Raw genomic sequence first — 20,174 nt, 5'->3', positions numbered from 1 at the left:
GGGTACAAGGACACCGTGATGAGACTGCCCTTCGCTGACTGGATCGTGCGACAGCGCTGGTACGCCGGTCGCACCCGCCAATTGACCAGTGCCGAACCGACCGCCGTGACTTCGCTGAGTGCCGACCTCGACCATGTCCTGCTCGACGTCGGCTACGGCGACGGCACCACCGAGCGCTACCAGGTGCTGATCCGCTGGAGTGACACCCCGGTGCCCGATTTCGGAGACCTCGCGGCCATCGGATCGGACCAGGACCGTTTCGCCTACGATGCGATGTTCGATCCGGCCGCGGCCACCCGCCTGCTCACGCTGATCGACGAGTCCGCGACGGTGGGCCCGCTGACCTTCGTCAAGGAGCCCGGCGCCGCGCTGCCGCTCGACGCGGCGCCGCGCGTCTCGGGGGCGGAGCAGAGCAATACCAGCGTGATCTTCGGCAGCGACGCCATCCTCAAGGTGTTCCGGCGGGTGACCCCCGGCATCAATCCGGACATCGAGCTGAACCGGGTCCTCGCGCGGGCACAGAACACCCACGTGGCGACGCTGTTCGGATCGTTCGAGACCGGTCCAGAGGAGCCGTCGGCACTCGGGATGGTGACGGCGTTCGCGGCAGACAGCTGCGAGGGCTGGGACATGGCGACCGCGAGCACGCGCGAGGACTTCTCCGACTTCACCGGGGAGTCCCGACGACTGGGACAGGCAGTGGCCTCCGTGCACGCGGCGCTGGCCGACGCCCTCGGTACGTCGACCGTCCGGTTTCCTGTCGATACGGTGCTGCACCGGTTGCGCACTGCGGTCGACGCAGCGCCCGCGTTGGCTGAGCACGCGCCGCGGATCGAGGCGCGCTACCGCGCGCTGGCCGACGAGGCGATGGTGGTGCAGCGCGTGCACGGCGATCTGCACCTGGGGCAGGTGCTTCGGACCGAGGACGGCTGGGTGCTGATCGACTTCGAGGGTGAGCCGGGACAGCCGCTCGACGAGCGGCGCCGTCCGGATTCGGCGATGCGCGACGTGGCGGGTGTCTTGCGGTCGTTCGAATACGCCGCCTACCAGTTGGTGGTCGAGCGCAGCTCCGACACGAGCGACGACGGTGAACTGGCGGAGCGGGCGCGGCAGTGGGTGGACCGCAACAGCGCCGCCTTCTATGACGGCTATGCCGCCGGTGGCGGGGCGGATCCGGCTGCCGCGGGGCAGATCCTGGCTGCCTACGAGCTGGACAAGGCCGTCTACGAGGCGGCTTATGAAGCCAGGTTCCGTCCGTCGTGGCTGCCGATCCCGATGCGGTCGATCGAACGCATCGTGGGCAGCTGAAGACTGCATAAAAAGCTGGCAACCGTGGCCGCCCGGTAGGTCACCGCCGCTCTACGGCTCCTACTCCGGCCCGCCCGACCGGTGGCCTCGCGTCAAGACGCTCGCCCACTAGCGACCACGGCTGCAACAGCTCCCCAAAGCTAACACACCGATGCAGCAAAGACGCTGAACCTGGCGTCTAAGCGCGATGCCGCGCAACGTCTTTCAAGGCAGTCTTTTCACAGCGCTGTCTCAGTCGGTCTGCGCGCGCAGAACGACCGTCGTCCGCGCCGGCACCTTCAGCGTCTCCCCTGCGGGCTGAGCCTCGTCCGGCTGGCCGTCGGGAGTCAGCTCGGCGGTGTTGATCACCGGCACCCACGCCGCCCCGAACTCCTTGGGAGGCAGTGTGAAGTCGATCGGCTCGTAGTGGGCGTTGAAGCACAGCAGGAACGAGTCGTCGATCACGCGCTGGCCGCGGGCATCCATGTCCGGGATGCCGTGGCCGTTGAGGAACGCGGTCAGCGACTTCGCGAAACCGGCGCCCCAGTCCTCACCGGTCATCTCCGTGCCGTCGGGACTGAACCACGCGATGTCCGGCAGACCGGCGTCACCGCGGCGGCCGACGGGCTTGCCCGAGAAGAACCGCCGCCGCCGGAACACCGGATGGTTGGCTCGCAGCTCCGACACCGCCCGGGTGAAGTCCAGCAGACCGTCGTCGACGGTCGACCAGTCGATCCAGGTGATCTCGTTGTCCTGGCAGTAACCGTTGTTGTTGCCGCCCTGGGTGCGCCCCAGCTCGTCGCCGTGGCAGATCATCGGCACACCTTGCGACAGCAGCAGCGTGGTCAGGAAGTTGCGTTCCTGCTGGGCCCGCAGCGCGTTGATCTCCGGGTCGTCTGTCGGCCCTTCGACGCCGCAGTTCCACGACCGGTTGTGGCTCTCGCCGTCGTTGTTGTCCTCGCCGTTGGCCTCGTTGTGCTTCTCGTTGTACGACACCAGGTCGCGCAGCGTGAAGCCGTCGTGGGCGATGACGAAGTTGATGGATGCGACCGGCCGTCGCGCGGTGTGCTCGTAGAGGTCCGACGAGCCGGTCAGCCGGTAGGCGAACTCGTCGAGATTGGCGCCCTCACCGCGCCAGAAGTCTCGGACCGTGTCGCGGTACTTGCCGTTCCACTCGGTCCACTGCGGCGGGAAGTTGCCGACCTGGTAGCCGCCCGGGCCGACGTCCCACGGCTCGGCGATCAACTTGACCTGGCTGACCGTCGGGTCCTGCTGCACGAGTTCGAAGAACGTCGCCAGCCGGTCGACGTCGTAGAACTCGCGGGCCAGGGTCGAGGCCAGGTCGAAGCGGAACCCGTCGACGTGCATCTCGGTGACCCAGTACCGCAGCGAGTCCATGATCAGCTGCAACGAGTGCGGGTGCCGCACGTTGAAGCTGTTACCCGTACCGGTGTAGTCCATGTAGTACCGCTTGTCGTCGTCGACGAGCTGGTAGTACGCCGCGTTGTCGATGCCGCGCATCGACAGTGTCGGCCCCATGTGGTTGCCCTCAGCGGTGTGGTTGTAGACGACGTCGAGGATGACTTCGATGCCGGCTTCGTGCAGCGCCCGCACCATCGCCTTGAACTCCTGGACCTGCCCGCCCGGGTTCGGGTTCGAGCTGTACTTGGAGTCGGGGGCGAAGAACCCGATCGTGTTGTAGCCCCAGTAGTTCGACAGCCCCTTGTCGATCAGGGTCGAGTCGTTGGCGAAGTGGTGCACCGGCATCAGTTCGATCGCGGTGATTCCCAGCGATTTCAGGTGGTCGATGATCACCGGGTGCGCGACCGCGGCGTAGGTTCCGCGGATCTGCTCGGGGATGTCGGGATGGGTTTGCGTCAGGCCTTTGACGTGGGCCTCGTAGATCACCGAGTCGGCGTACTCGAGGTTGGGCGGTCGGTCGTTTCCCCAGTCGAAGTACGGATTGACCACCACGGACTTGGGCATGCTCGCCGCGGAGTCGTCGTCGTTGCGGCTGTCGGGATCCCCGAAGTCGTAGCTGAACAGCGATTGGTTCCAGTCGAATTGTCCGTCGATGGCTTTGGCGTAGGGGTCGAGCAGGAGCTTGTTCGGGTTGCAGCGCATCCCGTTGGGCGGGTCGTAGGGGCCGTACACGCGGTAGCCGTAGCGCTGGCCCGGCTCGATGTTCGGGATGAACCCGTGCCAGATGTACCCGTCCACCTCGGGCAGCGTGATGCAGTCGGTCTGCTCGCCGTTGACGTCGAACAAGCACAGCTCGACCTTCTCGGCGGCCTCGCTGAACAGCGCGAAGTTGGTGCCGTATCCGTCATAGGTGGCCCCGAGAGGGTAAGCCTTGCCGGGCCACACCTCGAGCGCATACGAGGTGTCGGGCGAGGCGGCGGTCTGAGTCAAGGAGCTCTCCTGGTGTGCGTGCGGCGGGTGGCGGTAGGGGATGCCCACAACGGGGGTGCTGCAACCGTTCGTTATGTCACAGGGACGTCAATTGACGATGACGCCGGCCGCGCGGAGCGCGCCGACGGCGTCATCGGTCGTGGTGGGGGCGACCCCGGCGGTGAGATCGAGTAGGACGCGGGTGTTCAGCCCGGCGGCGACCGCGTCCGCGGCGGTCGCCTTGACGCAGTAGTCGGTGGCGATGCCGACGACGTCGACGGTGTCGACGCCGCGTTCGCGCATCCAGTCGGCCAACGAGGTGCCGTCGTCGTCAACGCCTTCGAAGCCGCTGTAGGCGGCCGAGTACCGGCCCTTGTGGAACACGGCCTCCACGGGCGTGACGTCCAGGTCGGGATGGAACTCGGCACCGTCGGTGCCGACGACGCAGTGTCGGGGCCAGGACGTGACATAGTCCGGGTGATCGGAGAAGTGCTCACCCGGGTCGATGTGGAAGTCCTTGGTGGCCACCACGTGGTCGTAGCCGTGCTCGCCGGCCAGCAGGTCGGTGATGGAGCGTGCGACCGCGGCGCCTCCCTCGACAGCCAGCGATCCGCCTTCGCAGAAGTCGTTCTGCACGTCGACGATGATGAGCGCGTTCATGGCCTTACGGTATCCGCGCCGCCTCCCACCCGCTGGTGGGCGGTCAGGAGCAGGTGGTCGAAGGTCTCACGGCTGGGCAGGGTGTCCTGGTAGTCGAGCTGCCGGTAGTCGGCGAGGAGCTGCTCGGCGAGCGCGCGCAGCTTGACGTTCGACTCTTGGGATCGCCAGCGGAGCAGTTCGAACGCGGCATCACTGTCGACCCGGTAGATGAGCATCAACATGCCCTTGACCTGCTCGATTGCCGCACGGTTCTCGGCGATCTCCGTCAATGCGGCGGTGACCATCTCCTGGGTCATCGTCTTGACAGTGACGTCGACGTAGAAGCCGTGCGTCCCGACGACCTGACCCTGCTCGTCGGTCATCCGGTCACCCACGACGACGACGTCGCGGACGTCACCGCGGGTGTCGACGATGCGATGTCGGGTCGAGAACGGCCGGTGCGCGCGACGCATCTCCTCGAGAGTCGCGGCGATCGTCTGCCGGTCGTCGGGATGCTTGTGGGAGAGCACGAGTTCGGTGGTCGGGGTCACCGTGCCGGGTTCGTAGCCGTGCATGATCTGCACCGCGTCGGACCAATCCCATCGCTCGTCGTCGAAGTGGAACGTGAACCATCCGACGCGCTGGGATTCATCACCTACCGGCGCCTGCTCGAGTGGTTCCTCATCGGGCACATCGAGCACGATAGCTGCGGCGGTGCCGGGTCAGCCGCCGAACAGCAGATACAGGCCCATGAACGTGTAGCCGACCATCACCAGCATCATCGCCAGCTGTCCGGTCACCTGATGAGCGCGCGGTAGCAAGGCCAGCGAGCGATCGTGCGCGGCGATGACTCCGGCGATGTGGCCCGCCACGACGAAGCCGACCTTGAGCGTGGCGCCGACCGCGGGATGCATCGACAGCAGGTAGCTGACCTCGTTGTCGGCCAGGCCCAACACGTTCCAGCCGCGCCCGAGGGGATCCGCGAGCCGGATGATCGTCTCCTGACCCCGTTCGACCAGATACGTGAGGTAATGCGCGAACACGTAACCGATGACGATCGGGATCAGCGAGTGGGCCATCTTGCCAGGGAGTTCGCGCCGCTGCTGCGCATCGACGCCTCCCGTGCAGCGGGCCGCGAGCGTGAAGGACACCGCCACGACGGTGGCGAAGAGCAGTAGACCCGCGGTGCGCAGCAGGCTCGCCGTCGCCGCGGAGTCGGTGACCCGATCGGAGAAGTTCCGGAACGCAGGCGTGGCCGAGAAGCTGTCGAACGCGGTCGAGCCGAGCAGCACCGACAGCACGACGACGATGCCGGGGCGCACCGGCAGGGTCCCCAGGTGGTCGAACGGGTTGCCGATCGCGATCCGGCCGTCGGCGTTGCGGCGTATCGGAGAAAGTCGCGACGCGACGACGCTGTAGACCTCGAACGGATCGGCGCGGGCACACCACCGGGTGCCGCACCACAGCGTGCCCGCGACGGTGATGCCCAGGTAGATGAGCAGCCAGACGCGGATCGCCGGCAGGGAACCGGGGTCCGGGCTGGCCAGCTCGAGCCAGACGAATGCGAACAATCCCACCGCGGCCGGCCAGTACCCCAACCGGTCCGGGTAGCTGCGCCCCAGCGATGGCCGTCCGGTGATGCGGTGCAGGGCGCGCACCGGCGAGATCACCCGCCACACCGGGCCGAACACGAGCGACAGAGCGACCAGGCCGACCCACAGCAACACGTAGAAGACGCCCGGCAGCGCGTTGTCGGAGTTCTGCGGCCCGACGAAGGCCGCCATGGCCACCCACGCCGTCAGCACCAGCGTCAGCACCGTCAGGATCCAGCGGGTCACCGCTGCGTCGACGACGCGCGTGACCACGTCGGGCAGTGCCCGGCCTGGACGCGTGGTGTCGAATTTCGGTCGCTTCCACGCCAGCGCGACGACGGCGAAGGTGAACGTCAGAGCCCACGCCGCGCCGATCAGCGCGTAGGTGAACGGGATCGGCAGATCGGTCGAGCCGCCCAGCCCGTGGGCGAGCACGTGGGTGGTCACTGAACGGCGATGGTGGCGATGGTCTTGTTCAGTTCGTGCAGTTCCACGTCGACGCGGCCGGGCATGTCGACGGAGAACTGGAACGATTGTCCGTTGCCGACGGCAATCGGAAACGAGTGCTCCGGGGTGGAGTGCACGTGCAGCTCGTCGGCGGCGTCACTGTCGACCTGAATCACGATCGGCTGCTTGAGCTTTGCCTGCAGCTGTTCGTTCGTCGGGGTCACCGAACCGTCTTTGATCGTCACGGTCACGACCAGCCGCTCCGGCGCTGCCTGTGCATCGCTCATCTGCGTGGGCGCAGGGGCTCCTGGACTGGAACTCCCCGTGTCGGCATCGTCGCTCTTGTTGCCTCCACACCCGGCGAGCAGCAGAACCGCGGCGGCGGTCAGCACGAGCAGTCTGGTCACGGTTCTCCTGTCTCGTCGGGTTTCCTGCGGTTCTTTCTGGCGATGTAGAACACCACGCCGGCCACCACGAACGCGGGGGCGAACGCGGGCAGCGCCAACCAGATGGAGTGATCCGCGAGGATCACCACCTGTTCGGCTGACGTCATGCCTGCCCGGACGGCTGCAGTTCGTTCTCGCTGCCGCTCGGCTCGTGGTTGTTGATCCGGCCACCACCCCAGCTGATACCGGCGATCATCGCCAGCGTGCAGACCAGCACGATCAGGCAACCGATGAGCCACAGCGAGGCCGGGATATCGGGGCTGCGCTCGCGCTGCAGGATAGTGATCTCCGAGACGAACGGCCGGGTGAACTGTGCTTCGGCCGGCACCTCCTTCGCGCCGATGCCCGGATCGCCGGCCAGGTAGATCGGGACCGCGGTGAGGGTGGTGCCGTCGTGGACACGCAACAGGGTCTTCCACTGACCGGACACGGGCATCGGTTTGGTCGAGACGTAATGACCGGGGCCGACTTGCTCCAGATGGTCGATGAACTGGCCGCGTTCGTTCGACAGACCGCCCTGCCATCCGAGCACCGACACCCAGTTCGGGTCGTCGCTGATCGCGTCCGGCGGATTGAAGCGCACGTCGGCGGTGACGAACCGGCCGGGACCGGGGCCCTGGGCCTCGGTCAGCGCGAACGTCGCGGTCTCGTTCTCGGGCACCGTGTAGCGCAGACCGTTGGCCGTCGCGCCGCCGATGGCCAGCACCGTCAGCACGACCAGGCCGATGGAGATTGCGCGGCCGGGCAGTTTGCGGCCGGTGAGGACCATGCCGATCATGCCGCCGCAGCCACCCGCCAGGATCGCGACCGGGACGGCCATCGCCAGTGCTTCAGGCCAGATGCTGGTGGGCCAGGGGTAGGGGTAGATCGCGTCGATCCACAGCGATTCCAGCCACAGCCCGACCGTGGCGATACCGAGCCCGCTGACCATGCCGAAGAGCACGGGTTTTCTGATCAGCGGGGTGAGTGCCACCAGCTCCACGACCAGCGCGGGGCCCAGATAGAGCGGGAACCAGTTCACCGGCGCGTCGAGCAGCGGCGCGACCATGAACGCGATGATGCCGCGCAGGCCGATGGCCACGACGGCGGCGATGATCGCCGCGCCACGGCCGAGGAAGATACGCGCGGCCACGAGCGCGACGGACGCCGCGGCGGCGATCAGCATCGGCTGGAAGACCTGCCGGAATTGGGGGACGCCGAAGTCGAACTCGATCTGATAGACCGACAGTCCGATCAGCACGCCGGCGAACGCCAGGTACTGGATGAATTTCAGGGCGATGCTGTCGCGCGGCGCATCTGCGCCGGCAGCCCGTTTGCCTTCGACTTCGAGGTAGGCCGCGGCGATGGTGGAGAAGCCGGCGCCGCCGATCATCATCAGGTGCGTCGGACCCCACAGCGTGACGTCCTGGCCGAAGATTCGGTGCCACACGTCGTCGAGCGGGAACCCGATCAGTGCGTACATGCCGCAGCCGGCCATCACGATGCCGCCGACGGGAGCGTGCCATGCGTCGGTGATGCGGACTGCGGCCGGGCCGGGCTTGTCGAAGGGCAGCACGATCGCCGTGCATCCGGCGATGAACACGAAGAACAACCCGATGATGATGAAATAGTGCGCCGGGTTGGCCAGCGGGCCGGGGTCGCGACCCTTGCCGATGTGCAGGCTGACGTCCCAGATGAATCCGAACAGCGCGCAGATGATCGCGCTGACGAAAATCGCTATGGGCAGTGCCACCCATCCCGGTCGGTTGAACTTGCGGCCCAGCCAGTCGGCAAGATTGCCCAGCCACGAGATCTTGTGTTGGCGGTGCAGATACCCGATCCACAGCAGGACCGCGGTGACGGCAAGAGCCACTGCGGAAAGCCCGAATACCTGGCTGAGCTCCGCGCCGCCACCTTCGCTGCCCTGTGCGAGCACCGTGATGTCCGGTCGAGAATGCGTCATCGTCATTCCTTCACCCGTACCGATGGAGTCATTACTGGGCGGTAATGTTGCCAGAAGCAGGTGAGGTGAAACCAGGGGTATCGGGTTTTTTCGCAGACTGACATCTTTCCGTGTCTGAGGCCTCGCGAAGGACGTGCACAGTAACCGGCACTGGGCAGATATGGGGCCCTATCCCGGCTTTCGCGCGGTCCGCCCGTCGTTCTGCCCTCGTCTCCAGATCAGGCCGCGAACGCCCCACAAACGCGTGGCTCCGATGTCTGGTGACCCCGCCGGCAGGGACCGCTAGCGGTTGCTAGCAATCGCTAGCGCGGGTCGCCAGCGTCGCGTTGTCCTCGGCCTCACTTCCTGGGCGGGCGGAGCACCTTCATCGCGGCGTTCATGACCGGTGCCGGCACGCGGTCCTTCATCGCCAGCGCGGTGTTCGCCGCTTGCGTGCGCGCCGGCGTGCCCCGGCCGAACATGCGGTTGAGCGGGCCGCCGGTCGGCTCCAGGTCGACGTGCAACGGTGGTCTGCCGTCCGCGGCCCCCAGCGCGTTGGAGATCACGATGCGCTGGATCTCGCTGGTTCCCTCGAAGATGGTGTAGAGCTTGGCGTCTCGATACCACTTCTCCACGGGGTGGTCCTTGATGTACCCCCAGCCGCCCATCGTCTGGATCGCGCGCTCGGTGGTCCGTACCGCCAGTTCGCTGGCTGCCAGCTTCGACATCGAGCCCTCGCCGCGTTCGAACGGCACGCCGGTCGCGGCCATCCACGACGCCCGCCAGGTCAACAGTCGCGCCGCGTCCAGCCCGGTAGCCAGGTCCGCCAGCGGGAACGCGATGCCCTGGTTGTCGATGATGGGTGCGCCGAACGCTTCTCGCCGGTTGGCGTACTCGGTGGCGTATTCCAATGCGGCTCTGGCGATTCCGAGCGCCTGGGCGGCGACCATCGGCCGGGTCTGCTCGAAGGTTCCCAATGTCGCCGAGCCCGAGTGCTTGGCGCCTTCGACGGCTTCGCGGGCGCGGGCCAGCTTGTGTTGCAACTTCTCCTGCCCGCCCAGCAAGTTCTCGGCCGGCACCCGGACGCCATTGAACTTCAGCTCGGCGGTGTGGGAGGCGCGGCAGCCGAGTTTGTCGAGCTTGCGGACCATCTCGAGCCCTGGGGTGCCGCCCGGCACGATGAACAGCGCTTGGCCCTTGTGGCCCAGCTCCTGGTCCACGACCGCGTTGACGACGTGGACGTTGGCGATGCCGCCGTTGCCTATCCACATCTTGTGGCCGTCGATGATCCAGTCCGCATCCGGGCCGTCACCGTCGCGCCGGGCCGTGGTCCGCAGATTGCGGACGTCGCTGCCGCCTTCGGGTTCGGAGATGGCCAGCGCAGCGAGCTTGAGGTCACCGGGAGTCCCGAAACACTCCGGCGCCCACTGCAGCATCTGTTCGGGGGAGGCGGCCTGTCCGATCGCCGATAGCGCCAGCGCGGGCATCACCACGGCCAGCCCGATGCCGGCGCAGCCCCAGAACAGCTCCTCCATGAACATCGGCAGGGACAGACCGGTCGGGTCGCCGATGAGATCGCGATAGAACAGCGGGCTGTAGAAGCCCCTCTGTGCCGCCTCTTCGAGGACCGGCCACGGGAACTCCTGGCGCTGGTCGTACTCAGCGGCAACGGGCCGGACCACCTGTTCGGCGAATTCGTGCGCGCGCCTTGCCAAGTCGTGTTGCGCGGCAGTCGGAGTGATGTCGAAGGTCATGTCGGCGGGTACCCGCGGGCGCACCGAAATCCACCGGTCATGCCGACATCGCCTGCGGCGGCCCGCCGGCCTCGACGATGCGACGCTGGGCCTCGCCGACGGAGATGCGCAGGCGGCGGGACAGCACCTGAGCCCACGAGGCGCCCGCGAACTCGGCCGGAGGCGGCGCGCTCACCAGCCGGCGGATCATTCGGCGTTGGAGGGCGACGACGGCCTTGTCCAGCTCCTCCAGTCGCACGATCAGCGCGCGCAGATCGGTGGGGCGAAGGTCCTGCAGCGGCAGATCGTCCAGAGCACGGTAGGCGGTGTCGAGGGCGTCGAGGGTGGTGAACAGATTATTCGAACTCATGTTCGACAGCGTAGGAGAGCCCACCGACATGTCGAATACGCTGAGGTGATGGCCCGTAAGTACGCGACAGCCGACACCGTCGCCGCCGACGATCTCCACGACTTCATCCGAGGGCGCCACCACATGGTGCTCACCACGTTTCGCTCCGACGGATCGCTTCAGACCTCGCCGGTCACGGGCGGACTCGACGAGCAGGGACGCATCGTGGTGGCGAGCTACCCGCAGCGGGCGAAGGCGGCCAACATCCGCCGGGACCCGCGCGCCAGCGTCCTGGTGCTCAGCGACGATTTCAACGGCCCCTATGTGCAGGTCGACGGACCGGCCGAGGTGATCTCGCTGCCGGAGGCGGTGGAGCCCCTTGTCGACTACTTCCGCGCGGTGGCCGGCGAACATCCGAACTGGGACGAGTACCGGCAGGCGATGCTCGATCAGGGAAAGTGCCTGATCAGAGTCACTCCGCAGCGGTGGGGCCCGGTGGCCACGGGCGGCTTTCCGCCTCCGTGACCGCCAGGGGCGAGCAGGACGGCCGGCGCCGATTGTGATAGTCAGAGCAAGCAGACGCGTTGCATCAGCTAGCACGTCAAACTATAGTCTGGACACATGTCCAGGAGGGGTTCGGATTCCTTGCGCCACATGATTCGGCCAGCTCGCAGCGGCTTCTCTCGCTGGACTCGCGCTCACCTGCGTGCCGCGGCATAGGTGAACTGACGATGCGTATCGCCTTGCTGTCCTATCGGAGCAAGACGCACTGTGGCGGGCAGGGCGTCTACGTGCGCCACCTCAGCCGTGGGCTCGTCGAGCTCGGCCACGACGTCGAGCTCTTCTCCGGCCAGCCCTATCCCGAGGGGCTCGACCCGAGGGTGCGCCTCACCAAAGTGCCCAGCCTCGATCTGTATCGCGAGCCGGATCCCTTCCGCGTGCCGCGGCCGAGCGAGATCAAGACCACCGTCGATCTCGAGGAACTGCTGACCACGTGGACGGCCGGGTTCCCCGAACCGAAGACCTTCAGCAAGCGGGCGGCCCGGCTGCTCGCCGATCGCCTCGACGATTTCGACGTCGTCCACGACAACCAGTGTCTGGGGACCGGGCTGCTGGACATCGCCGCCGCCGGGATGCCGGTGGTCGCCACCGTGCACCACCCGATCACTCGTGATCGTGTCGTCGAGGTGGCCGCGGCCCCGTGGTGGCGCAAGCCGCTCGTGCGCCGTTGGTATGCGTTCGCCGAGATGCAGAAGGCCGTCGCGCGGCGCATCCCTGAACTCGTCACCGTCTCCTCGACGTCGGCCGCGGACATCGCCGAGGACTTCGCGGTCGACCCGCGACAGCTGCATGTCGTGCCCCTCGGCGTGGACACCGAGCTGTTCGGCCCGTCCGAGCACCGCGTGCGCAACCGGATCATCGCGATCGCCAGTGCCGACGTGCCGCTCAAGGGCGTGAGTCACCTCCTGCACGCGATCGCGCGGCTGCGTGTGGAACGGGACCTGGAACTGCAGCTGGTCGCGAAACTCGAACCGAACGGGCCCACGGAGAAGCTCATCGCCGAACTCGGCATCTCCGACATCGTGCACAGCTCCAGCGGGTTGTCCGACACCGAACTGGCCGACCTGCTCGCCTCAGCGGAGGTCGCATGCATCCCCTCGCTGTACGAAGGCTTTTCGCTTCCGGCCGTCGAGGCGATGGCCAGCGGTACCCCGATCGTCGCCAGCCGGGCGGGCGCGCTGCCCGAGGTCGTCGGCCCCGACGGTGACTGCGCACGGCTGGTGACCCCGGCCAACGTCGACGAACTGACCGCCGTGCTCGGCGAGCTGCTCGATTCGCCGCTCGAGCTGCGCCGGCTCGGGGCCAACGGGCGGCGCCGCGCGCTCGAGGTGTTCAGCTGGGAATCGGTTGCCGCACAGACGGTTGCGGTGTACCAACAAGCTCGAGAGAGGGTCGCTGCATGCTGACCGTGGACTTCGACCGCCTCGACGTCGGTGCGGGAACCAAGGTGATCGACGTCGGCTGTGGGGCCGGCCGCCACACGTTCGAGGCGTTCCGTCGGGGTGCCGACGTCGTCGGATTCGACCAGAATGCGGCTGATCTCAACGACGTCGACGCGATTCTGCAGGCGATGAAGGAGCAGGGGGAGGCACCCGCGTCTGCGGTCGGCGAGGCCGTCAAGGGTGACGCGCTCGACCTGCCGTACCCCGATGCCACGTTCGACTGTGTGATCGCCTCGGAGATCCTCGAACACGTCCCCGAGGACGAACGGGCCATCGCCGAACTCGTCCGTGTCCTCAAACCCGGTGGGGCACTGGCGATCACCGTGCCGCGATGGCTGCCCGAGCGCATCTGCTGGGCGCTCTCGGACTCCTACCACGCCAACGAGGGCGGCCACATCCGCATCTACCGTGCCGACGAGCTGCGGGACAAGGTCCTCGCGCACGGCTTGAGGTTGACTCACACCCATCATGCCCATGCGCTGCACTCGCCGTACTGGTGGCTCAAGTGCGCGGTCGGCACCGAACGTGACAGCCACCCTGCCGTGACCGCGTACCACAAGATGTTGGTGTGGGACATGATGAGCCGGCCATGGCTCACCCGGACCGCCGAGTCGGTTCTCAATCCGGTCATCGGCAAGAGCGTCGCCCTCTACTTCACCAAACCCAGCTGATGGCCGACGTCCCCCACGTGGCAGGCGTTTTCACGCCCGAGCAGTGTCTGCAGACCGCGGAGTCGATTGCCGCGACGCAGGAGTCCTCGGGCGCGATCCCCTGGTCGGTGGGTGGGCACACAGATCCCTGGGATCACGTCGAGAACGCGATGGCGTTGACTGCGGCCGGTCTGCTGGACAGCGCACGTGCGGCCTACGAGTGGTCGCGCGTCACGCAGCGGCCCGACGGCAGCTGGCCGATCCAGCTGCGTGACGGGATCATCGAAGATCCCAACAGCGACAGCAACTTCTGCGCCTACATCGCGACCGGGGTGTGGCACCACGTGCTGATCACCGGTGATCGCACGTTCGCCGAGTCGATGTGGCCGGTCGTGGCCGCTGCCATCGACTTCGTGCTGAGCCTGCAAAGGAGTACCGGCGAGATCGCTTGGGCCGCAGGTCCTTCGGGCTCGGCCGCGGAGGCTCTGCTGACCGGGTGTTCGAGTATCCACCACAGCATTCGGTGTGCGTTGGCGCTGGCCGACTATGTCGGCGAACCGCAGCCGGAGTGGGAGATCGCGGTCGGGCGCCTCGGTCACGCCATCGCCGAACACCCGGAGGGCTTCGTCGTCAAGGACCGCTGGTCGATGGAGTGGTACTACCCGGTGCTGGGCGGCGCGATCCGAGGTCGGCGTGCGCGGGCTCGCATCGACGCGCGCTGGCAGGATTTCGTGGTTCCCGGGTTGGGCATCCGCTGCGTGGATGACCGTCCCTGGGTGACGGGTGCCGAGACGTGTGAGCTGGTTCTGGCACTCGAGGCGATGGGCGACCGTAGCAGGGCCCACGAGCAGTTCACGGCCATGCACCACCTGCGCGAGGAGGACGGTTCCTACTGGACCGGCCTGGTGTACGACGACGGAAAGCGCTGGCCGGTGGAGCGCACGACGTGGACGGGGGCGGCGGTGATCCTGGCTGCTGACGCGCTGTCGTCGGCGACCCCGGGCAGTGGCATCTTCCGCGGCACCGACCTGCCCCGTGGCCTGGAGGGCGAGTACGACTGCGAGTGCGCGACCAGCGAACGCTAGCGGTCGCCCAGCGTTCCGACGTCGCCGCCGACTCTCTCCAGCACCCTCATCGACCCCGTCGCCGACACCTCGCGGAAATCGCCGCAATCCAGCGCCCGTCGGTAGATGTGGAACGGTGCCTGACCGCCGTCGGCCGGATCGGGGAAGACATCGTGGATCACCAGGGCGCCACCGACCTCCACCCACGGCGCCCAGCCGTCGAAGTCGCGTTGGGCTGCCTCCTCGGTGTGGCCGCCGTCGATGAACAACAGCCGCAACGGTGTTCGCCATCCTCGGGCGACGACGGGGGAGCGGCCGACCACCGCGACGACGTGCTCGTCGAGGCCGGCGGCGTCGAGGGTGTGCCGCAACGTGGGCAGCGTGTCGAACAAGCCGGTCACCGGGTCGACGAGGGAGGAGTCGTGGTACTCCCACCCGGCCTGGTGCTCCTCGGAGCCGTGGTGATGATCGACGGTGTACAGGAGGCCTCCGGTCTGCTGTGCCGCGGCACCGAGCATCACCGTCGACTTGCCGCAGTACGTGCCGATCTCGACGGCCACCCCGTCGCCGAGGTAGCGCAGCGCGGTGTCGTAGAGCGCTCGGCCCTCGTCGGCGGGCATGAAACCGGTGACCCGTTCCGCGAGGTCGAACAGCGTCGTGGCGGCCGGCGGCATGGTCATGACACCCAACTTACCGTTGCTGGCATCACGGGGTTGTAGTAGCGTCCGGACATGTGTCCGATCCGGCCCGCGAGTCGACTCGTCGGCGCCTGACGGCCAAGCAGGCCGAGACCGTGGAACGGCTCGGGCAGGCCGCGGTGAACGTGCTCGGCCGTGAAGGTTTCGCCGGTCTGACAGTGCGGCGGGTCGCCGCCGAAGCCGGTGTCGGTGCGGCGACCGCCTACACGTACTTCTCGTCGAAAGAGCATCTGGTCGCGGAGGTCTTTTGGCGCCGTCTCACCGGATCTCCCTGTGTGGCACACCAATCCGATGATCCTGCCGTACGGGTCATCGAAGTGCTCGGGCACATCTCGAAACCGGTCGCCGACGAGCCGGAGTTCGCCGGCGCGGTCACCACCGCGCTGCTCGGCCGCGACCCGGATGTCGAAGTGCTACGCCTACGCATCGGCCGCGACATCCGTGATCGGTTGGCCGAGGCCGTCGGCCCCGACGCCGACTCAGGTGTCGTCGACACGCTGGAACTGCTGTACGCAGGCGCCCTCGTCCGGTCGGGCATGGGTTATGCCTCGTACGAGGAGATCGCCCGCAGGCTGGAGAACGCGGCGCGCCTGCTGTTGGGTTAGCCCGGGGACTACTTCGGCTTTTCGCGCCAGGCTCGCTCGAACGGCAGCCGCCAAGCGTTCGGCGCGATGAGCTGGTGGATGGCGTTCGGGCCCCATGTTCCCGGCTGGTAGACCTTGGCCGGGGGTGGGTCCTCGAGCAGTTGTGTCGAGCGCTCCCACAGCGATTCGATTCCTTCGGCGGTGGTGAACAGGGTGTGGTCGCCCCGCATGGCGTCCAGGATCAGCCGTTCGTATGCTTCCAGCACGTCGCCATTCGTCGCGATTTCCGTCGTCGAGAACTGCATCGACATCTTGTCCAGCTTCATCCCAGGCCCCGGCCGTTTGCCATAGAAGGACAGTGACACCCTGGAGTTGTCCGCCAGATCGAAAGTCAAGTGGTCCGGTCCTTGTGAGCCGACACCGGAGCCGGCCGGGAACATCGTCCGCGGGGCCTCTTTGAAGGCGATCGAGATGATCCTCATACCCTCGGCCATCATTTTGCCGGTGCGTAGGTAGATGGGCACCCCGGCCCACCGCCAGTTGTCGATGCCGACCTTCAGCGCGATGAACGTCTCGGTGTCTGAATCCCTTGCGACGCCGGTGAGTTCGCGATAGCCGGCGAACTGGCCGCGCACCACGTCGCTGCATTTGATCGGCAGCATGGAACGGAAGACCTTGTTCTTCTCCTCGCTGATCGCCCGGGGTTCCAGGGCGGTCGGGGGCTCCATCACCACGAAGGCCATCACCTGGAACAGGTGGGTGACCACCATGTCCTTGTACGCGCCGGTGCTCTCGTAGAAGTTGGCGCGCTCGTCCAAGCCGAGCATCTCCGGGATGTCGATCTGAATATGGTCGATGAAGTTGCGGTTCCAGATTGGTTCGAAGAGACCGTTGGCGAATCGGAACGCCAAGATGTTCTGTGCCGCTTCTTTACCCAGGAAGTGGTCGATGCGGAAGACTTGGCGTTCCTTGAAGGTTTCGTGCACGAAATCGTTGAGCGCGACCGCGCTGGCGAGGTCGGTGCCGAACGGCTTTTCCATCACCACCCGCGATCGGTCCACAAGATTGGCCTCGCGCAACATGGTGATCACAGAACGAGCGGCCTTGGGTGGTACCGAAAGATAGTGTAGCCGTTGAGCATTGCCGCCGAGCCTTGTTTCGGCGTCGGCGACTGCCGCGGCCAGTGCCTCCGGGCCCGCACCTTGAGGTACGTAGCTCACGATCTTGGCGAAGTTCGCCCACTGCTCATCGGTCAGCTTATGGGTGCCGTACCTGCTGATGGCCTCTTTGGCCAGCGCGCGGAACTCGTCGTCGGTGAGGTCCTCCAGTGAGGTACCGACCACCTGGATGTTGGGCGCGAGTTCGGACTGATCGAGGTACGCCATCCCGGGGAGCAGCTTGCGCTTGGCGAGATCGCCGGTCGCCCCGAACAGGACGATGACGTGGGGCTCGAGCGGGTCGCCGTCACGGCGATGCGGGCGGGCGTCCGGCGCGGGGTAGGCGATGGTCTGCGGGTTTTCTGGCAAGGTGGCGGCCACTTGGAAGATGCTTCCATCAGATTGTGAACTCTGCGCGACATCATGACGTAGCCACTGACGGACTGCGCAGGGACGGGTTGCTGGGGCAAAGCCCGGAGAGCCGATTCTGCATACTGTTTATGTGGCTAAGACTGGACGAGTGGTGTCTGATCTGGCATGAAACTCTCGTGCACTCGCAGCGCACCAGGATCACGCCGATATCGGCACCGCCATCGGCACCGGCAGTGAGCGCCTCGCCGAGAGCGTGGCCTACGAGAGACGCTGGACGCCTTGGCCGACATCTGCGCGCCTACTGCTGGGTTAGCCTTTCTCAGCCCGGTCGACAAGCGCGGCGCACATCTCGCGTACCGAGGCCACCTCGGCCTGCTTGCGTTTGATGACCCGCCGAATGTTGCGGCCGCGTTCGGATTTTCGTGCCGCCGGGGTGAGATTGCGCAGTTCGTTGCACCGTTCGACGATCTCTGTCTCGAGGGTCTGCCAGCGCGCAGCAAGCATCGTCAGGTAGTAGTCGGCCTGGGCGTTGTTCGCGCTGTCTGAGGGCGGTCGCACTAGCCGGGCGTCGGAACGTGCGACGCGATGTGATCGGCAATCACGCTGGCCTGCTTCACGTCGGTGGCTTGCGGCGCACAAGCCAGCACGTCGATGACCACGTTCACTCGCGCCGAGAGAACGTGTTCGCACGACGACGAGGCTGTCTCGGTCGAGCGACTGATCGGCATCCTCAAGCGCTCGGGTGCCGCGTCGAGATCACCACTGCGCCAACGGGGTAAGCGTTGGTCATTCAGTGTGATGTTGACCGTGTGATTGCTGCACCTGGTCCATCGGTCCGCGGACTGGGTGAGGAAGTCGCGCGCCCCCTGGGGTGTCGGGTAGGACGTCACGGATTGGACGACCGACGAGCGCCACTGATCGTTGCCGGGAGCCCGGAGGAGCTGCCGACGCACCGACGTCCACGACCCCGGGGTGTCCGCGGTGCCGTAGATGGCCGTCTCGCCGGGATGCCAGACACCGAGGCAATTCAGGTTGGGCAGCATGTTCCGGTTGTCGTCCATCGCGGAGTTCACGGGGTCGGCGATCAGTGGAGCACCGTTCATAATCGCGTCGATGTCGTTGGCACTCAACAGAAGTCCGTTGAGTGCAGAATCAGGCACCAGTTCCTGCGCGGTCGGCGTCGGTGCAGGCGTCCCGCCACAGCCGGCTACGACGAATGCCAGTGAGACAGACCCGGCGCACAACGCGGCGACGCGCCGTGGTCGGGCGTAGGTCATGCGTGAGTACCCGCGGCCGCGCAGGCCTGCTGGGCGGCGATCGCGTCGTTGTTCATCTCGTCAGCGGTGGTGTTGAGGGTGTCGCGCCCGCCGCGCAGGCCCATCTTGATCAGGAGTTTGGTGGCGTCGACCGACCACTGCCGCATCGGGTCGGCGACAGCCGGCGCCAGACCGGGCGTATTGGCGGCGGCCATCGCGACGACGGCCCCCTGCCGTAAGGCGGTGCGGCCCACGACATTGCTGCTCTCCACGGCGGGATCGGAATAGTCGACCGCGGCGAAGGCTTCGAGCGAGTCGGCGAAGTCACCGTAGTAGGTCGCGGTGTCGTCCAGCACCTGGGCGAACTGGCTGCACGCTGCGACGGCGGCCGGATCGGCGTTGTCACTTCCCGGTGTGGCGACCTGCACGGGAGGCGCCGACGGATCGGCGACCGCATCGACGGGTTGTGCGGCGACGGTGGGCGCCAGCAAAAAACTCATGGTGGTTGTGACAAGTCCTGCCAGCATTGCTCGCTTGGCGCAGATCCCGGTTGGCACGTTCGTTCTCCGATCGATTCAGAAGCGTGATGTGGGTCGGCGAAAATTCTCAACGCCAACGTGTTTCGTGCTCTGGCGTGCGTACTCAATGCGCCGAAGGTGAACGAACGGCGACATCCGGATGGCCGAATGCACACTATTCAGAGGTTCCCGGCCACTTCACAGAAAACCTCACAGCTGACTTACAGCAAAGGTGCGCACTCGATAGCGAGCAGGCCTGAACGAGCCACCGTGCGTTCACCCGGCGGACACCCGGCCCATGGACGCTCTGCGAGTCAAAGGCGATACAACCCGTCCACACCCCACGAGAGGCGTCGTCAGACCCATGTTCAACCGCTATGTCTCGCTCGCCGCTGTCTGCCTGGCGGCGCCGGTCTTGGCCGCGCCGATCGTCGCTGCGGAACCGGCACCCGCCAATCCAGGTGTACAGCCCGTCGCGGATGCGGCGCCCGTTCCGCCTCCGCCCGATGGCGCGGTCCCCTCGGGCCCGCCCGGAATCCTCGACACGCCCGACGGTTGGCATCTGGAAGTCCTGGGCAGCAACGAAACCCAGCTTCCGGTGGCGCCGCTGACCACAGCCATCTCGTCGCGCGAGTACCTGGTGAGCGGCACCTTCACGGGCAAGATCACCGGTACCGGCAAGACCACACTGGCCGGTGGGTCGATGGAGGCCGGCGAGCAGATCGGCTGCGGCATCATCTCCGACGAAACGGAGATCAACCCCGGCGCCAGCATCACGCCCAGCATCGGCATCCCGTTCACGGGTAACCCAGCCTTCGGCGCCTCGCTCAGCCTGCAGGGCAAGGTCTACCTCAAGCCCGGCACGGTCACCACCGTGGCACTCGACAAGAAGTCTTTCAAAGGCACCTCGACCCGCATCACGCTGACCGGCGTGCGGGTCAAGACCGATCAGTGCGCGGGGCAGTCCTTCATCCGGTCCTACGCGACGCTGACCAGCTCGACCGACAACACCGATGACGTCGTCACCTACCTCGGCGTGACGAAGGCGGTGTGAGCCCCTATCCGGA

The 20,174-nt window shown here is 66.7% G+C and carries 21 protein-coding genes; 7 read left to right on the top strand and 14 right to left on the bottom strand.

Going from position 1 to position 20,174, the window contains the following annotated elements:
* The first annotated feature begins 18 nt into the window (after positions 1 to 18).
* On the top strand, positions 19 to 1,308 hold the full coding sequence (locus ACZYYX_RS02095; RefSeq protein ID WP_463812743.1) for a maltokinase N-terminal cap-like domain-containing protein: 1,290 nt from the start codon (positions 19 to 21) through the stop codon (positions 1,306 to 1,308).
* 231 nt (positions 1,309 to 1,539) lie between these two features.
* Here the strand turns inward: ACZYYX_RS02095 and glgX are convergent, their stop codons facing one another.
* The 9 genes from glgX to ACZYYX_RS02050 form a co-directional block, all read right to left on the bottom strand.
* Complete coding sequence (gene glgX / locus ACZYYX_RS02090) at positions 1,540 to 3,699, bottom strand: glycogen debranching protein GlgX (protein WP_463812742.1); 2,160 nt, start codon at positions 3,697 to 3,699, stop codon at positions 1,540 to 1,542.
* Between the two features lie 87 nt (positions 3,700 to 3,786).
* Positions 3,787 to 4,338 (bottom strand): isochorismatase family protein, encoded by a 552-nt coding sequence (locus ACZYYX_RS02085; RefSeq protein ID WP_463812740.1) that lies wholly within the window; start codon positions 4,336 to 4,338, stop codon positions 3,787 to 3,789.
* Positions 4,335 to 5,009, bottom strand: a complete 675-nt coding sequence (locus ACZYYX_RS02080) for an ANTAR domain-containing protein (protein WP_463812739.1) — start codon at positions 5,007 to 5,009, stop codon at positions 4,335 to 4,337. The genes ACZYYX_RS02085 and ACZYYX_RS02080 overlap by 4 nt, the downstream gene beginning before the upstream one ends.
* A gap of 30 nt (positions 5,010 to 5,039) precedes the next feature.
* Positions 5,040 to 6,356: a hypothetical protein gene (locus tag ACZYYX_RS02075; RefSeq protein ID WP_463812738.1), complete on the bottom strand. Its 1,317-nt coding sequence runs from the start codon at positions 6,354 to 6,356 to the stop codon at positions 5,040 to 5,042.
* The gene (locus ACZYYX_RS02070; RefSeq protein ID WP_463812737.1) at positions 6,353 to 6,763 is read right to left on the bottom strand and encodes a hypothetical protein; all 411 of its coding nucleotides are present in this window, start codon (positions 6,761 to 6,763) and stop codon (positions 6,353 to 6,355) included. The genes ACZYYX_RS02075 and ACZYYX_RS02070 overlap by 4 nt, the downstream gene beginning before the upstream one ends.
* Complete coding sequence (locus tag ACZYYX_RS02065; protein ID WP_463812736.1) at positions 6,760 to 6,909, bottom strand: hypothetical protein; 150 nt, start codon at positions 6,907 to 6,909, stop codon at positions 6,760 to 6,762. The genes ACZYYX_RS02070 and ACZYYX_RS02065 overlap by 4 nt, the downstream gene beginning before the upstream one ends.
* A complete protein-coding gene (locus ACZYYX_RS02060; RefSeq protein WP_463812735.1) occupies positions 6,906 to 8,750 on the bottom strand; it encodes a hypothetical protein in 1,845 nt (614 codons plus the stop codon). Before ACZYYX_RS02060 ends, ACZYYX_RS02065 begins: the two co-directional genes overlap by 4 nt.
* Before the next feature lie 332 nt (positions 8,751 to 9,082).
* Entirely contained in the window at positions 9,083 to 10,477 is a 1,395-nt protein-coding gene (locus ACZYYX_RS02055; RefSeq protein ID WP_463812734.1) for an acyl-CoA dehydrogenase family protein, read from the bottom strand.
* Positions 10,478 to 10,514: 37 nt separating this feature from the next.
* Entirely contained in the window at positions 10,515 to 10,826 is a 312-nt protein-coding gene (locus ACZYYX_RS02050; protein WP_463812733.1) for a hypothetical protein, read from the bottom strand.
* A gap of 48 nt (positions 10,827 to 10,874) precedes the next feature.
* On the opposite strand from ACZYYX_RS02050, the gene ACZYYX_RS02045 reads away from it, so the two are divergent.
* The 4 genes from ACZYYX_RS02045 (at position 10,875) to ACZYYX_RS02030 (ending at position 14,543) form a co-directional block, all read left to right on the top strand.
* Positions 10,875 to 11,330 carry a PPOX class F420-dependent oxidoreductase gene (locus ACZYYX_RS02045; protein ID WP_463812732.1) on the top strand — a complete coding sequence of 152 codons (456 nt, stop codon included), beginning with the start codon at positions 10,875 to 10,877 and terminating at the stop codon, positions 11,328 to 11,330.
* A 206-nt stretch (positions 11,331 to 11,536) separates the two neighbouring features.
* Positions 11,537 to 12,772 carry a glycosyltransferase family 4 protein gene (locus ACZYYX_RS02040; RefSeq protein ID WP_463812731.1) on the top strand — a complete coding sequence of 412 codons (1,236 nt, stop codon included), beginning with the start codon at positions 11,537 to 11,539 and terminating at the stop codon, positions 12,770 to 12,772.
* Positions 12,709 to 13,479: a class I SAM-dependent methyltransferase gene (locus ACZYYX_RS02035; protein ID WP_463814764.1), complete on the top strand. Its 771-nt coding sequence runs from the start codon at positions 12,709 to 12,711 to the stop codon at positions 13,477 to 13,479. The genes ACZYYX_RS02040 and ACZYYX_RS02035 overlap by 64 nt, the downstream gene beginning before the upstream one ends.
* Entirely contained in the window at positions 13,479 to 14,543 is a 1,065-nt protein-coding gene (locus ACZYYX_RS02030) for a prenyltransferase (RefSeq protein ID WP_463812730.1), read from the top strand. Before ACZYYX_RS02035 ends, ACZYYX_RS02030 begins: the two co-directional genes overlap by 1 nt.
* On the opposite strand, the gene ACZYYX_RS02025 is transcribed toward ACZYYX_RS02030, so the two are convergent.
* Positions 14,540 to 15,202 carry a class I SAM-dependent methyltransferase gene (locus ACZYYX_RS02025; RefSeq protein ID WP_463812729.1) on the bottom strand — a complete coding sequence of 221 codons (663 nt, stop codon included), beginning with the start codon at positions 15,200 to 15,202 and terminating at the stop codon, positions 14,540 to 14,542. The genes ACZYYX_RS02030 and ACZYYX_RS02025 overlap by 4 nt on opposite strands.
* A 53-nt stretch (positions 15,203 to 15,255) precedes the next feature.
* Between ACZYYX_RS02025 and ACZYYX_RS02020 the strand changes: the two genes are divergently transcribed.
* Positions 15,256 to 15,825, top strand: a complete 570-nt coding sequence (locus ACZYYX_RS02020; RefSeq protein ID WP_463812728.1) for a TetR family transcriptional regulator — start codon at positions 15,256 to 15,258, stop codon at positions 15,823 to 15,825.
* A gap of 8 nt (positions 15,826 to 15,833) precedes the next feature.
* Here ACZYYX_RS02020 and zwf read toward each other — a convergent pair whose 3' ends face one another.
* The 4 genes from zwf to ACZYYX_RS02000 all read right to left on the bottom strand — a co-directional run bounded on the left by zwf (position 15,834) and on the right by ACZYYX_RS02000 (position 19,089).
* Positions 15,834 to 17,342, bottom strand: a complete 1,509-nt coding sequence (gene zwf, locus ACZYYX_RS02015) for a glucose-6-phosphate dehydrogenase (RefSeq protein ID WP_463812727.1) — start codon at positions 17,340 to 17,342, stop codon at positions 15,834 to 15,836.
* A 300-nt stretch (positions 17,343 to 17,642) separates the two neighbouring features.
* On the bottom strand, positions 17,643 to 17,891 hold the full coding sequence (locus tag ACZYYX_RS02010; RefSeq protein ID WP_463812726.1) for a hypothetical protein: 249 nt from the start codon (positions 17,889 to 17,891) through the stop codon (positions 17,643 to 17,645).
* Positions 17,891 to 18,493, bottom strand: a complete 603-nt coding sequence (locus ACZYYX_RS02005) for a sensor domain-containing protein (protein ID WP_463812725.1) — start codon at positions 18,491 to 18,493, stop codon at positions 17,891 to 17,893. Before ACZYYX_RS02005 ends, ACZYYX_RS02010 begins: the two co-directional genes overlap by 1 nt.
* 113 nt (positions 18,494 to 18,606) lie before the next feature.
* Positions 18,607 to 19,089, bottom strand: coding sequence for a hypothetical protein (locus ACZYYX_RS02000; RefSeq protein ID WP_463812724.1), 483 nt, complete (start codon positions 19,087 to 19,089; stop codon positions 18,607 to 18,609).
* A 382-nt stretch (positions 19,090 to 19,471) separates the two neighbouring features.
* Between ACZYYX_RS02000 and ACZYYX_RS01995 the strand changes: the two genes are divergently transcribed.
* Positions 19,472 to 20,161: an MspA family porin gene (locus ACZYYX_RS01995; protein WP_463812723.1), complete on the top strand. Its 690-nt coding sequence runs from the start codon at positions 19,472 to 19,474 to the stop codon at positions 20,159 to 20,161.
* Positions 20,162 to 20,174: the final 13 nt, after the last annotated feature.

The sequence above is a fragment of the Mycobacterium sp. IDUB_1 genome, assembly GCF_055419625.1.
Note: the sequence above shows the minus strand (reverse complement) of the source record. Positions and strands in the feature narration are given on the sequence as shown.